Origin of the sequence: Hymenobacter fodinae (genome assembly GCF_004745825.1) — a bacterium.
In the GTDB taxonomy this organism is placed as follows: domain Bacteria; phylum Bacteroidota; class Bacteroidia; order Cytophagales; family Hymenobacteraceae; genus Hymenobacter; species Hymenobacter fodinae.
The window spans coordinates 1,032,161-1,046,928 of record NZ_SRLA01000002.1 but is presented as its reverse complement, the minus strand read 5'-3'; the positions used below and the strand labels follow the sequence as shown (position 1 = coordinate 1,046,928).

Here is a 14,768-nt window from a genome sequence, read left to right as displayed (position 1 = left end):
AAACGAGCTCTATCCTCTTAAAAACCCAGGTTGATACCAGCAGTCAGCACCCGCGGAATGGGCGTGGTGATGGCGCCGCCCCGCTCGGGGTCGTAGTTGTCGATGTGGCTCCAGGTGTAGAGGTTTTTGCCCTGCACGTACACCCGCAGCGACGACATATGCAGGCGTGAGGCTAGGCCTGCCGGAAACGTGTAGCCCAGCGTAGCGGCCCGCAACTTAGCATAAGAGCCGTTTTCGTAGAGCAGCGAGGTGCCGTAGAGCGAGTTCTGCAGCGTGCTTTTCGAGAGGCTGGCGTCGGGGCGCGGGAAGTCGTTGGAAGGGTTTTCGGGCGTCCAGTAGTTCTGGCGCGAGCTGTTCTCAATACCCTGCGGATCGAAGAAGCCGTTGTACTCGTAGTTCAGCATCTGCCCAATGCGAGCAAAGAACTGCAACGATAAATCGAAGCCTTTGTAGCTCACATCAGTGTTGAGGGAGCCGCTCCACTTGGGCACCGTCGAGCCCAGCACTTTGCGGTCGTCGGCAGCCGTAATGCGGCCGTCGCCATTCAGGTCGCGCACCTTGATTTGGCCGGGCTTCTGGCCGTACGCCTTGGCCGCGTCGGCTTCGCCGGTCTGCCAGATGCCAATTTTCTCGTAGTCGTAGAATACGTTCACCGGGGAGCCGATAAACCACCGGTTGCTCACGTCGTTGCCAGAAACCGTGAGGGCCGTGATTTCCTCCTTGTTCTTGAACCAAGTGGCGCCCACGTTCCAGCGGAAGTTGTCGGTTTCCACCACCCGGGCGTTCAAGCCTACCTCAATCCCGCGGTTGCGGGTTTTGCCGGCGTTTTCCGTCACTACGGAGTAGCCCGAAGTGGCCGGCAGCACGCGGTTCAGGAGCAGGTCGCTGGTGCGGGTGTCGTACACATCCACGGAGCCGGCCACCCGGTTTTCGAGGAAGGCAAAGTCCAACCCGAAGTTTAGGGTATTCGACAGCTCCCACCCTAGCTCCCTGTTCCCGATGCGGTTGGCAAAGGTGTAGGCCGGAGCCGACGTTTCGCCGAAAGCAAACGGAATGCGCACCAGCAACGACTGCGTAGAGTAGGCCGGAATATCGTAGTTGCCGGCGCGGCCGTAGCTGGCGCGCAGCTTCAGGTCGGTGATGGGCGTCAGGCCCTTCATGAAGTCCTCCTCAATGATGCGCCACGCCACGGCCGCCGAGGGGAAAAACGCCCACTTATTGCCGGGCGCCAGCACCGAGGAACCGTCGGAGCGACCGGTCAGCGTGAGCAGGTAGCGGCTTTTGAAGTTGTATTGCACCCGACCCGTGAAGGAAATCAGCTTGCTGTTCACGTAGCCGCTGTTGATGCCTACCTGTTGGTTGGCGTTAGCCAAGGCGTAGTACCCTTGGTAATCGAGCAGTTGGTTGCGGCCCTGGGCGTTGGAATTCTCCGTATTAAAGGTCAGCAGCGACGTAACGCCGGTGGCGCTGATAGTATGGTCGCCGAAGGTTTTGTTATAGTTCAGGATGTTTTCCCAGCTCCAGTTCGTGAGAAACTCCGTGCCGTAGGCCGACTGCGCTACCGAGCCGTTGCGGTCCAACGTATTAGAGCCCTGATAGATACCGGTACGCGAGTTAGACAGCGTGAGGCCTAGGTTGGAGCGTAGGTTCAGGCTGGGCAGAATTTGGTAGCTGGCGTAGGCCGTGGTGAACGTGCGGGTGGTACGCACGTTGTTCTGGTAGTTGCCCGGCTGCTCGTCAATCAGGGGGTTGATGAAGTTGCCCGCATTGGGGAAAACCGCCAGGTTGCCGTTCTCATCGTACGGCGTCAGCAAGGGGTTGATTTTGTTGGCCTGATTGGTGGGGTCGCGGCGGCGGTCCTGGTTGAAGTAGGTGAGCTGGCTCTGCAGGCCTACCCGGATTTTGCTATTTATCTCCTGATCGAGGTTGAAGCGGATAGAATACCGGTTCAAGTCATCCATCCGGAACAAGCCCTGCTCGTTGAAGTAGTCGAAGGAAGCGTAGATCTTGGTTTTGTCGGAGCCACCGGAGAGGCCAATCTGGTGTTCCTGCTGCACACCCTGGCGCAGCAGCTTATTGATCCAGTTGGTGCTTACGCCATCGGCAATGTTCTGAATTTCCAGGGGCGTGAAGATTTTCGAGTCGTCGGCGGGGCTGTTCCAGTTACCAGTAGTGCGGTTGGCTTCACGCTTCTGCGCTACGTATTCCTGCGCGTTACTTACGCGGGGGTAGTACACGGCATCGGTAATGCCGTAGTAAGAGTTAATCGTTACGCGGGGCTGCCCAGCGGCGCCCTTCTTGGTGGTCACGATGATAACGCCATTTGCGCCACGCGAACCGTAGATTGCAGTGGAGGCCGCATCCTTAAGTACCTCCATGCTCTGAATATCATTGGGGTTGATATCCTGGATGGAATTGTACTGCACGCCATCCACAATAAACAGCGGGCCGTTCTGGGCCGTGATGGAGCGGTTGCCGCGCACGGCAATATTCACGCCCGAGCCGGCCGAGCCACTGCTCCGGGTGATATCTACGCCGGGCAAGCGGCCCTGCAGGGTTTCCATCACGTTTGCCGAAGGCACCTTTTTCAGGTCTTCCTCCTTCACCGACACAATGGCGCCCGTCACGTCGCTCTTCTTGACCTGACCGTAGCCTATTACCACTACTTCATCCAAGGCTTTTTGGTCCGATTTCAGCGCAATCTTGAGCTTGGTTTGTGAGCCTACACTCACCGTCTGGGGCACGTACCCAATGTAGCTGAACGTCAGGGCTACATCTCCGCCTTCGGGTATACTAAGCGTGAAATTTCCGTCGCCGTCGGTGGTGGCACCTAGGGTAGAGTTCTTTACGATAACGGTTACGCCCGGGAGTCCTTCGCTAGTGGTTCCATCAATTACCCGCCCCTGTACTTGGCGAGTTTGTTGCGCCATTGCCGACATGGCTGTGCTAAGCGCGACGGCACTTAGTAGTAAACCTTTTCTCATGGTGGGGGAATTTGATTAGTCGAAGAAAGAGCTGCTAGGCCACCCGAAGTAAGCCCTCACTAATGTTAGAGGAACAGCCGTAGAAAGCACCGAATTGGGCGCTGAATATTTGCGCAATCGTTATCGGGAACGTTGCCAAAGAGGCCCAACTGCCACGGGTTAGGGTTTTTCCGAGTCGACTTAGTGCTTTTCCAGCTTCACTCACCTAGCCCCAGCCTCGCTAGCCCACTTGTCGTTTATAGGACTAAATCTATAAACCCCACTTATTGGCCTGCACACATAGCCTCCCTATCACTTTGCTGAGTAAAAGGCCAGGTTACCCATACGTTTTGCTTTTAGCTTACTCTCCGCACCACCCACAACACCGCACTCAGCAGCAGACTCAACAGCAACATGGAGACAATGGGCGCATAGAACCGGAAACCTGGCCGCTCAATGCGAATGTCGCCGGGCAGGCGCCCAATCCAGCTAAATAAGCTACCACCCCCAAGCCACACAAAGGCGCCTACCGCTACCACGACCAAGCCTAGGATAACGAGCGTTTTTCCGAGTTGCGGGTTCATAGTCGCGGCTGCTTAGTGGTTATAGCTGAGGTGTTAGTATAAGAACGCTTATGGCCACTACGGTTATTAAAAACACGCCAAAGGCCATCCACTCCTCCCGGAGCTTAAAATCCTGCGGGTAAGACTTTCGGATTTTAGCCTGGGCCCAAATAGCGGCGAATATTGCCCCGATGAGCAAAGGCATTCCAAGGGCAGTGGGCAACATGCCCCGCGTGAACAGGTATAGCACCAATAAAACGGGCAGTCCTACGCAATAAGCAGCTAACCGAGGCAGGAAGGTAGATTGTTTCAAGGTGCTATTGACTTAGGCGAGCTGTAAAAATAGGTAGTACGAAAGTAAACGGATGAATAGCAGGCCTGGGACAGTGTAGCCAGAAGCCAGCCTTCAGGTCTGAGCTTTTGTGCCATTATTTATAACACCTAAATTTTGCTATACAAGTCAATTACAATCAGCATTATACACGCACATATACTGATAAGAAGAAGTCTGACCTTTAGAATTTTAGCCTGGGCCATTTGCTGCTCCTCTCCCATCTAGCAGTGCGTTTCGCGCATCTACGTTTTCAGACTACTTACTCTGTTATGCCTCCGCTAGTATTACCCTCGTCGACGGATTCTTATCTCATCTTTTACCTGGCCGGTTTTGCGGTGGCAGGCCTATTGCTCGCGCGAGAGGCCTACGCGCGGCAGTACGCGTGGCGCCATTGGCTTCCGCTGTTGGCCGGCACTATGTTATGCCTCATTCTCGGCACGCGCCTGGTGGCCGGCTCCGGCACCGATTGGCAGCACTTGCTACTCCACGGCGAGTGGACGGGCCCCAACAGCCGCTCTATCCTCGGCGGAATAGTAGGGGCTGCTGTGGCTCTGGCGGTGCTGCGGCGAGTGCTAGGCTTTAATCGCGGTGTATACGATGCCTTTGCGCTGCCCTTATTTGTAGGCTTAGCGGTGCAGGGAGTTGGCTGCCTGCTTACCGGCTGCTGCTTTGGTACCCCCACTACTAATCTGGGGGGAGTTTGCTACGCGCCGCATACCCTGCCCTTTCTGACCCAGGTGGCGCGAGGCGTACTGCCATCTACCGCTGCCCACTCATTGCCTGTGCATCCGGCCCAGATTTACCAGATTGTGCTTTGCATACTGATAGTGGGCTCACTGAGGCTCCGCCGCAGCCAACGGCAAGCACCTGGGCAGCAGTTTTTGCTGGCTGTCCTACTGTACGCGGCGGGCCGCTTTGGGCTGGAGTTTATTCATGACAGTGCTGGTGATTTGCTGGGCACCTCTCTTTGGCATGGCTTGAAACAGGTGCAATGGCTGCTATTACTAGTGGTAACTGCGCTGGCGGGTGTATGGCTCTACCGGGGCCGCGTAACTCACCATTCCTCCTCTTTTACCTCGCTAGGCCACTGGCGTCCCCGGCTGGTAGTAGGAGTACTGCTATTAATTACCGCACTGCTGAGCACCGGTTGGCTGACGATGCCGGAGCAATTGGTTGTGAAGAGCTTACTGCTGGCTAGCCTGCTGCTGGAGGCTGGGCTATGGGCCCGCCGACAAACACGCCAAGCGCCCCAGCTGCTCGCACTGCCAGTACTGCTGAGCGGTGTGGTACTGCTGCTGACTAGTCAGGCTCCGGCCCCCGATCCGCGGCGCTACACTACCATTAGCGCAGGTGGCCTAGCGGGCACCTCTGAGCAATATTTCGGTTACCCTTACGGCTGCTCCGGCACGCAGCTCTCCACTTCCACCTACCGGCAACGGTTTGCCGTGGGGGCGGTTGGAGTAGCCCGTACGTGGCCGCTGATGCAGGCCAGCACCATTACAGTGGGAGCAAACCTGGGAGTTGGCCGCAGCAACTTCCGGCCCCAGCAAGACACTATTTACGCGGGCAACTACTACTCTCCCTTCAACTACAAACCGTTTGAGCGCGGCCACGCCCAATTATTGAGCTTCAATCCGTACGTAGAAGTAGCCAACCCCAAATACATACGCGTTGGCCTAGGCCTGCACCTGGGCAACGTGGCCTACGACTACGTGTATAAACCCGGTCGGGTAAGCAATGTGCGGCTTCAGGCGCTGGTAGAAGTGGGCATGCTGAATACGCTCTACCTCCACGGCAGCACCAATTATGGGTTGCAAGGCATTGGCAACGGCTTCAGCACCCTAGGCCTAGGCACGGGCTTTGGGCAGGAACGCCTACGCTTGGTTGGGGGCGTAGCCCTGGCCAATAGCGAGGCCAATGCCGGCTTACTTGACAAGACCGAGGCTCGTTCATTTCCCTTCCTGCAAGCCCAAATACCACTGGGAGAGCAGTGGACCCTAGAGCCCTTTGCCGCTACCAACTTCGGCAGCGTGCAGAGCTTTCAGCTGCGGGCTAGCTTCCGGATGCCTAGCCGCACTCCGGCCAGCCATAAGTAGTGGCCTAGCGGCGAACTGAGCACCGACCTATACGCTATTCGGAGCCCTAGAAGATCTTAGTCGAAAGGATTAGCAAGCGCACGTTCAATCCGCCGATCGGGCACTAGCCAGCCCAGGGCCACTGCCACGTACATGGCCTCGGCCGCCCACCCGTGCCAGAAACTAGCCACTATAGCCAAGGTGTAGCCAACCAGGGAAAGCCGCCCTTTCCAGGACCGGGCCACGGCGCGGGCCAGGGGCGAGCAAGCGCCATTCACTACAATGAGTTGGTGTTGCAGGATGAGGAAAGACAGCGCGGCTAGGCACAGCACTACCCCGTACACGGCCAAGGGCACGGGCGCAAAATGACTCTCCCCCATCCAGTCGGTAGCAAATGGCACCAACGACAACCAGAACAGCAGCAGCAGATTCGGCCACAGCACGCGGCCATCAATCTTGGTTACACTGCTCAGCAAATGATGGTGGTTGTTCCAGTAGATGCCCACGTACACGAAACTAAGCGTGTAGCTCAGCAAGGCAGGCAGCACCGGCTTGAGCGCGGCCAGCGTTGCACCCCGGGGCCGCTGCATCGACAGCACCATAATGGTAATGATGATGGCAATGACCCCGTCGCTGAAAGCTTCCAGGCGGTTTTTGTTCATGGCAGGCTGCTTGATATGCGTACAATGGTTCATGCCAGACGACAAGCCGCAGCAAAAAGCCCACCCCCGGTTATTGTACCGGAAGCGGGCTTTTTGCAGCTAGCCGATGGCGACTAGGCCTATCGAGCGGCCATTTTGGGGGTGGCCAGTTTGCTGGCGGCCTCGGCAATTACCGCGGCCACTTTTTCGGGTTGGGAGAGCATAACCACGTGGCTGGCGGGCAGCACGGTGGTGGTGGCGTTCATCTTTTTAGCCAGGGTGCGCTCCAAATCGGGGTTGATCATCCGGTCGTTTTGGGCCACTATGTACCAGGAGGGTTTGGTTTTCCAGGCGGCGCGGGTAATTTTTTCCTGTAGGGCCGAGAAAGCCTGGGGGCCCTGGGTGGCAATGAGCACCTGCTGCTCGGTTTGGGTCAGGTCCTGGGCGAAATCTTCCTTGATACCTTTGGGCGTCATGCTCACGAAGCCAGAAGCATCGGGCCGGATTTCGTCGTTGCCGGGCGTGGCGGGGGCGGTCTGCACCAATTCCAGAAACGACTGCCCTTCCTCGGGAGCCGCCGCGGCCACGTACACCAGCCCGGCCACTTTGGCATCGTTGCCGGCCTCCGTGATGACGACGCCGCCCCAGGAGTGGCCTACCAGCAGCACGGGGCCGTCTTGCAGGGCCAGGGCGCGCTTGGTGGCAGCCACGTCGTCGGTGAGCGAGGTGAGGGGATTTTGCACGGCCGTGACGTGGTAGCCCTTTGCCAGAAGCAGCGGAATTACCTTCGCCCAGCTAGAGCCATCGGCCCAAGTACCGTGCACCAGCACGATGTTTTTGACACCGGCTGCCGGCTGGGCCGCGCCGTTTGAAGTTTCGGGGGTACTCGAAGTCATGGTAAAAGCAAGCAGTGCGCCAAGCGCGGTGACGAATAGAGTTTTCATGCGGGAACGGGTTTGGTTGATGTAGCAACTCTGCCCAGCGAAGCGGGCTTTAACCCAGATAGTCAGCAGCTTGCCCGTGGCATAGCTACCCGAACCGCTGCCGCCAGAGTGGTGTCAGGCGGTGGCGCGCACGGCCTTTGCCCTGGAGGTGTTTTCCTGCGCAGGGGCATGCTGCTCTAGCCAGCTCAGCACGTAATCGGCCGTTTGGCGCCAGTTGGGCAGCCCCAACACCAGATGGTTGTTGCCCTCAAACTCCTTGAAATCGGTAATGGAGCCGTTATTCTGAGCGTAGCGTCTGAAGTTGGTGCGGTTCAGCGAGGCGGGCATAATGTGGTCGGCCGTGCCTGCCACTAGCAGCAGCGGCGCGTGCGGACGCTGGAAATTGACGCGGGCCGCTGCTGTAAGCCCGTCGCGCGAGAGGCGCTTGGATTCGGGCACTACCAGCGCCTCGTAGGTAGCCTGCTGCTCGGCTAGCGGCAGGCCGTTGGTAAAGGCATACTGCCACTGCCGCAGCGACATCAGGAACGGTTTATTCACGTTGGTGAAGAATCCGAGCGGCCCCCAAGTGGCGCGCAGGAAAGACCATTTAAACGTAAACACACCCTGCGGCGGCACTGAATGAATGGCAACGCCAGCCGCTGCTACGTCGCGCTGCAACAGCAGCTGAGCAATGAGCCCACCCATAGAGTGCCCAATGACCAAGGGCTTTTCAGGCAGTTGTTCTATAACATCGGCGTAATAATCAACCAGCTGAGTTAGCCGCAACGACGCCAGTTGCGCATCGGGGTGGCGGCGGCGCAGCTCGGCTACGGAGGCGTTCTTGTAGGGCCACGGCGGAGCCAGGCAGATATAGCCTTGCGCTTCGAAGTAGGTCTTCCACTCGTCCCAGCAGCTATGATGTACGAAAGCGCCGGTAACAAACACAATGGTTTTAGGGCTCTTTTCCATAGGTGGTTGATGGTAAGATGCAACAAGAAGGCGGTAGCCCCGCTAGCCCAAATACTTCCGCAGCTCGGCGGCCGCCTGCACGAACAACGACTTCACCTGGGGCACCTCAGCTAGGCCATTCAGCAGGCCAAAGTCGTGGATCATGCCGTTGTAGCGGACCGTCGTTACGGGCACGCCGGCCTCGTCGAGCTTGCGGCCGTAGGCCTCTCCCTCGTCGCGCAGCACGTCGGCTTCGGCCACCTGAATGAGCGCCGGCGGTAAGCCCCGCAGTTGCTCAGTGGTGGCATTCAGTGGGGAGGCATAGATTTCAGCCCGTTCGGCCGGGTCGGTGGTGTAGAGGTCATACATCCACTTCATTAGCGAAGTCGTCAGGAACCGGTCTTCACCATATTGCTGGTATGACTCTGTGGTAAAGTCAGCGGCCACGATGGGCCAGAACATCAGCTGAAACTTGATGTGGGGGCCGCCTTTCTCTTTGGCCATTAGGCAGGTCACGGCAGTCATGTTGCCCCCCACGCTGTTGCCCACCACGGCCAGGTTCTTCCCATCCACGTTGATGTCGGCCCCATGCTCGGCCACCCACTTCGTGGCGGCGTAGATTTCGTGGATGGCCTGCGGGTACTGCGCGTCGGGCGTGGGGGTGTAGTTCACAAATACGGCCGCATAGCCCGAGGCCACCACCAGGTCGCGCACCATACGCTGGTGCGTGGGGAGGTCGCCGAGTACCCAGCCTCCGCCGTGGATGAAGATGAACACGGGCAGCACCGTATCGGTGGTGCCGGTGGGGCGCACAATGTGCAAGGGCACGGTGTAGCCGTCCTGGGTAATGGTTTTCTGGCTTACTTCAATCCCCGACAGATCAACCGGCACTGAGGCCTGGGCATCTACCAGAACCTGGCGGGCTTCTTTGGGCGAAAGACTTTCCAGGGGCGGCCCACCCGCGCCGTTCAGCACGGCCAGAAAGGATTTTACGTCCCGCGAAATGGCTGGGTCTTCGGCAACGGGCACGGGAGCGGTTAAGGTGAGGTTGCTCATGGCAGGTTAAGGGTAGATGGATGACGGATGGAGGCCCCACGGACGCGAGGCTGGCAGCACCTTGCTGACAGCACAAACGTAGCGGCCCCTCCGGCTCAGTTCGCGGTAGAAAACCCGGATAAATCGGTACTTTATACACAGTTCACGTAGCTGCCGCGCCGCACTCTTAGGAAAAGCGCGCTATTTCGCACTATGGCCCTCCCCCACTCCTTCGGCAAGTTGCTGGTCCTACTGCTGCTCACCCTCACTTTCTCGGTCGGGGCCGAGCCGCTGTACCCGCTGCTTAGCCCGGCGCAACGCGGCCTCCTGCAAGCTCAGCTCCAGCAAGCTCAGTCCGACTCCAGTCGCCTGACAGCCCTGTTGCGCCTGGGCAGCGACCTAATTGCCGGGTATGATGAGTTAGGCACTCCACTGGGTAACGCAGAGGCCTACAGCCGCCAAGCGCAAGTGCTTAGCCAGGCACAACACGATACCGCGCACCTCATAAAAAGCCTGTACAACCTAGGCCAAATCAGGGCCATGCAGGGACAGAATGAGGCTGGACAAGCGCTGATTCGGCAGGCGTTGCTTCTAGGCCAGCAGACGCACCATACATTGCTGGTGGCGACAGGATGGTACTATCTGGGCAATGCCTATCAGCGCGTAGAGGAAGCTTTTCCGGCCAAAATCAGGTGCTATCAGCAGGCCCAGTCTCGCTTTCAGCAACTAGGCCGCCAAGTGGAAGAGGCCTACATGCTGAAGACCATTGCCGACATGCACATGCTACAGGGCAATTCTACCCAGGCCGTAGGCGAGCTTTTGCAGGTGGTAGCCCTCTACCAGAAGGCCGGGCAGCCCAAGCTGCACTATACCTATGACTTATTGCGCGGCGCACACCGCCAGATGGGCGACTATAAAGAGGCGTTACGTTATGGGTTGGCCAGCATAGAAAGCGCCCAAGCCACCCACGATACCAGCGCCATCGGCGGCTTTTACGCCCGCACAGCCAGCCTCTACGCCGAGCTTAAGCAATACCCCGAAGCGCAACGCTACTACGAAAAAGCGCTGAACAACTACTGGCAAAACGGTCTGTACAGGGTTAACGTGGCGGGCGAGGCGGCTCGTATTCTCATTGCTCAGCATAAACCGGAGCAGGCCCTCCAGTTTTTCCTTGCGTACACCCGCAAAAATGTTTCAACCGACCCTAAAACGGCCATGTACCGGGCTCTCTACCTGGCGGAGTGCTACCTGGCGCTTAAGCGGTATGCTTTGGCCGAGCAGTATTATCTGCGCCTGATTAGCCTTACCAAAGCAGGTATCGACGACGACCTGAACAAGATTGGTTTCTACCAGGGCATTGGGAGGTTTTACTTGCAAACTAAGCACTACGACAAGGCCCGCTTTTACCTAGGCCAGGCCCTCCACATCAGTAAACATAGCGGCTACTTGTTGCGCGTGGCCGAGATTCATTTGCTCCTGTTTAAAACCGACTCGGCACAGGCGCGCTATCCGGCCGCTATTGCGCATTACCAGCACTTCAAAACGCTGAACGACTCCATATTCAGCGAAACGAAAAACAAGCAGCTCGCTAGTCTGCAGATTCAGTACGACACTCGCAAGAAGGAACAGAACATTGCCCTGCTCACCAAGCAAACGCAGGCCCAGCAGGCGCGCCTGAAGCAGCAGGAGTTTCAGCGCAATGCCATGGTGGTGGGGGCTTTGTTGCTGGTGCTGATCCTAGGCCTAGGCTACAACCGCTACCGGCTGAAGCAGCGCACCAACCGCCTGCTAGAAGCGAAGCAGGCCGAAATCAACCAGCAGAACCAGGCGCTGCAACTGCTGCTACAGGAGAAGGAATGGATGCTGCGGGAGATTCATCACCGCGTTAAAAACAACCTGGAGGTAATCAACAGCCTGCTGGAAACGCAGGCAGATTATTTGCGCGACCCTGCCGTGCTGGCGGCCCTGCGGGAGGGGCAAAACCGGGTGCACGCCATGGCCCTGATTCACCAGAAGCTATACCAGGCGCATAACCTGGCCGTGGTGGACATGCGGAGCTACATCCACGACATCACGGACCACCTGCTGGAGTCGTTCGACTGCTCGGAGCAGGTGCGAGTGCATTTGGCCGTGGAAGCCGTGGAGCTGGAGGTTTCCCAGGCCACTCCGCTCGGCCTGATTCTGAATGAAGCCCTTACCAACGCCTTTAAGTATGCCTTCCCCGGGCAGCGCAACGGCACGGTTAGCGTTGAGCTGGCCGCCGTAGCTCCCGGGCGCTACCAGCTGCGGGTAGAAGATGACGGCGTGGGCTTCCCACCCGATTTTGACCCCGAAGACAACCAGACCATGGGCCTCACCATCATGCGCGGCCTGAGCAAGCAACTACACGGGCACCTAAGCATCAGCCAAGCCCAGGGCGTACGCATTAGCCTAGAGTTTGAGCCCGTCTGGCAGCTAGGCCCGCGCGCCAGCTAAGCGACGCTAGGCCTACCTACCCCTTTACCTAACGGAGCTAATGCCCAGCTTTTTCATGCGCGACTCCAGGGTGGTGGGCTTGAGGTTGAGCAGCTCAGCCGCCCCTCCTCTGCCCCGAATGCGGTTGTTGGCCCTGGTTAGGGCCCCCATAATGGTTTCGCGCATGGCTTCCTCCATTGACTTTACTTCCGCAACAGGCTCGGCAGCCACCGGGCGGGCCGGGGAGACAGCCCCGGCTAGCAAGGGTTCTGGCAGTTCTAGCGTGCTAGACCGGGCCATAATGGCCGCTCGCTCCAGCACGTGCTCCAGCTCCCGAATGTTGCCGGGCCAGGCGTATTGCTCTAGCTGCTGGCGTGCGGTACCAGCAATACCCGTGAAGGTTTTGCCCAGCTTTTTGCCGATGCGCTGCAGAAAATGCGCCGTGAGGGGCAGAATATCACCGGGCCGCTCGCGCAGGGCTGGCACCCGCACCGGAAACACATTGAGGCGGTAGTAAAGGTCGGCGCGGAAGCGGCCGGCGGCCACCTCGTCCTGCAGGTGGCGGTTGGTGGCGGCAATTACCCGCACATCTACCGCAATAGGTCCCTTGCCGCCAATGCGCTCAACTTCTTTTTCCTGCAGCACGCGCAACAGCTTGGCCTGTAACTCCAGAGGCAGCTCACCTATTTCATCCAAAAAAATAGTGCTGCCGTGGGCCAACTCAAACTTGCCAATGCGCTGGTCGGTAGCCCCGGTGTAGCTGCCGCGCTCATGCCCAAACAATTCGCTTTCAATAAGCTGGGGCGGCAGAGCGGCGCAGTTTACTTTCACCATGGTGCGCCCTTGGCGGCCCGAACGGTTGTGCACCGCCCGAGCTACTAGCTCCTTGCCCGTGCCGGTTTCGCCGGTAATCAGCACCGTGTAATCGGTGGGAGCTACTTGGGCAATGCTCTCAAACACGGTGAGCAGGGCCGGGCTGGTGCCAATTATCTCCTCGAAGTGGTGGCTGGTTTTCAGCTCCTCGCTCAGGTAGGTTCGCTCCTGCTCCAACTGCTCGCTTAGGTGCTTGATGCGTTCGAAAGCCAGCAGGTTTTCCAGGGCCAGGGCCAGCTCGTTGCTCAGGCTTTGCAGGGTTTGCAGGTCTTTGTGGGTGAAGGCGTACAGGGCTTTACTGGCCACTACCAGCGAGGCCACCGGCTGCCCCTTGATAACAATGGGCACGTGCATGGAAGAGCGCAGCCCCAGGTGCTCCCCGAAAAGGCGGCAAGGCAGGCACTGTTCCTGGGCCTCGGGGGCCAGGCGGCCTACATGCAGGGTTGGTTGCAGCAGCCAGGGCTCCAGGCCCCGAAGCTGCTGCGCCCAAAGGGTACCCGCCTGCCCCGGATTAGCGGCTGCAAGGGGCACAAACTCCCCCTCCTGCTTCTGCACCGTGCCCTCTAATGCTCTTGCCGCACCCGGCTGCCCCACCTGGTAAATGCTCAGCAGATCAATGCCTGGCAGCAGCTCATTCACAGCGGCGGCCACCTGGGGCACAATTTCGGGGAGGCTGCGGCCATTCTGGAAGGCACTGGCCACGGCCAGCTCGGCCGTTTTCAGGCGGCGGCGGGCGTCAATTTCCTCGCAGGCCAGCAGGTTATCGAGGGCCAGGGCAATCTGGGAGACAATCAGGTTGATAGCCTCCAGATCAGAGGGGGTAAAAGCGGCGGTATCCGTCCGGGCCAGCTGTAGCAGAGTAACGGAACGCCGCTTCAGTAGCACCGGCCGCAGCAGCCAGGAGCGCACCCCAAACGTGTTGCGGAAGGCCCGCGCCGTGAGTGAGCCGGCGCAAAGCGCCTCAAAGCTTGCCCCAGCAAAGATGCCAGGCTGCTCCTCTAAGTGGGTGGGAGCCTCTTGGTACAGCTGCTCCAGCAGTTCGTCGGAGGCGTGGGGGCCCAGCAGTCCGGGCGGGTACACGCGCTCAAAGGTGCCCAGGGCCGTTTTGCGCAGCATCACCCAGTAAAAAGACTGGTCTTCGGGCAGACTTATGCGCAGGCTCAGGAAGGAGAACGGCACCAGCCGATCAATTTGCGCCGCAATGGCCAGGCTGAGCTGCTCCCGGTCTTGGAAGGTGATGATGGCGTTGTTGACGGCCACCTGCAGTTGCTGCTGCTGGCGCAGCCGGGCTTCGGCGCTGTGGGCGTGGCGGTAGCGGGCTATTTCCAGGGTTGTGAGCACGTCTTTGGCGCGGAAGGGCTTGTTCAGAAACCCAAACGGCTGCGTGACTTTGGCCGCCTCCAGCACCTCATCGGAGAGGTTGGCCGACAAGAACACGAACGGAATGCGCTCTTCGTGCAGCCAGGCGGCCAGGTCGAGGCCAGTTTGTTTGCCCTGCAGAAAAATATCCAGCAGCACCACGTCGGGCCGAGCTTCGGCAATGGCCTGCCGGGCCTCCGCCACGGAGTCGGCCAGCCCGGTTACCTGATAGCCTGCCTTGCCCAGAATTCGCTGCAAGTTGTTGGCAATCAAAAACTCATCTTCCACGATAAGAACACGAGCGGCCGGGGCGAGTTCGGAGCTAGGGGGTACCATACTAGGCAACGAAAGAACCATAGGGACGAGGATGGAAGCAGATGATGGTGCAAGGTAAAGCGCCCATCGCAGCCTCCGAAACCACCTCCGAAATATCGGAGGCTACGATTTCTCGGAGTACCATCGGCGTGATGCCTCCTCAGTATCTACAATCAATTAACTGAATATCAATTACATAATCAACACCTAAGATTCCTAATCTGGAGTGGCACTCCAATGGCACGATGGGAAAGCACCACTACTGTTCTGCCATCCTTTTCTGCA

General features: G+C 58.6%; 9 protein-coding genes. 2 read left to right on the top strand and 7 right to left on the bottom strand.

All coding sequences use genetic code 11. The annotated features are described in order from the left end of the window. Window positions 1–17: 17 nt before the first annotated feature. Together EU556_RS11755 and EU556_RS11750 are read right to left on the bottom strand one after the other, a co-directional pair. Complete coding sequence (locus EU556_RS11755) at window positions 18–2,984, bottom strand: SusC/RagA family TonB-linked outer membrane protein (protein ID WP_210116264.1); 2,967 nt, start codon at window positions 2,982–2,984, stop codon at window positions 18–20. A 335-nt stretch (window positions 2,985–3,319) separates the two neighbouring features. Then, the gene (locus EU556_RS11750; RefSeq protein WP_135434295.1) at window positions 3,320–3,547 is read right to left on the bottom strand and encodes a DUF2905 domain-containing protein; all 228 of its coding nucleotides are present in this window, start codon (window positions 3,545–3,547) and stop codon (window positions 3,320–3,322) included. Between the two features lie 582 nt (window positions 3,548–4,129). On the opposite strand from EU556_RS11750, the gene EU556_RS11745 reads away from it, so the two are divergent. Continuing rightward, window positions 4,130–5,956 (top strand): prolipoprotein diacylglyceryl transferase, encoded by a 1,827-nt coding sequence (locus tag EU556_RS11745; RefSeq protein ID WP_135434294.1) that lies wholly within the window; start codon window positions 4,130–4,132, stop codon window positions 5,954–5,956. Between the two features lie 56 nt (window positions 5,957–6,012). On the opposite strand, the gene EU556_RS11740 is transcribed toward EU556_RS11745, so the two are convergent. The 4 genes from EU556_RS11740 to EU556_RS11725 all read right to left on the bottom strand — a co-directional run bounded on the left by EU556_RS11740 (window position 6,013) and on the right by EU556_RS11725 (window position 9,503). Next, on the bottom strand, window positions 6,013–6,597 hold the full coding sequence (locus EU556_RS11740) for a TMEM175 family protein (protein WP_135434293.1): 585 nt from the start codon (window positions 6,595–6,597) through the stop codon (window positions 6,013–6,015). A gap of 119 nt (window positions 6,598–6,716) precedes the next feature. Further along, on the bottom strand, window positions 6,717–7,520 hold the full coding sequence (locus tag EU556_RS11735) for an alpha/beta fold hydrolase (RefSeq protein WP_135434292.1): 804 nt from the start codon (window positions 7,518–7,520) through the stop codon (window positions 6,717–6,719). Between the two features lie 114 nt (window positions 7,521–7,634). Beyond that, window positions 7,635–8,468 carry an alpha/beta hydrolase gene (locus EU556_RS11730; RefSeq protein ID WP_135434291.1) on the bottom strand — a complete coding sequence of 278 codons (834 nt, stop codon included), beginning with the start codon at window positions 8,466–8,468 and terminating at the stop codon, window positions 7,635–7,637. 42 nt (window positions 8,469–8,510) lie between these two features. After that, complete coding sequence (locus EU556_RS11725; protein WP_135434290.1) at window positions 8,511–9,503, bottom strand: alpha/beta hydrolase; 993 nt, start codon at window positions 9,501–9,503, stop codon at window positions 8,511–8,513. A gap of 192 nt (window positions 9,504–9,695) precedes the next feature. On the opposite strand from EU556_RS11725, the gene EU556_RS11720 reads away from it, so the two are divergent. Then, window positions 9,696–11,957, top strand: coding sequence for a tetratricopeptide repeat-containing sensor histidine kinase (locus tag EU556_RS11720; RefSeq protein WP_135434289.1), 2,262 nt, complete (start codon window positions 9,696–9,698; stop codon window positions 11,955–11,957). Window positions 11,958–11,981: 24 nt separating this feature from the next. On the opposite strand, the gene EU556_RS11715 is transcribed toward EU556_RS11720, so the two are convergent. After that, window positions 11,982–14,504 carry a sigma 54-interacting transcriptional regulator gene (locus EU556_RS11715; protein ID WP_167855553.1) on the bottom strand — a complete coding sequence of 841 codons (2,523 nt, stop codon included), beginning with the start codon at window positions 14,502–14,504 and terminating at the stop codon, window positions 11,982–11,984. Window positions 14,505–14,768: the final 264 nt, after the last annotated feature.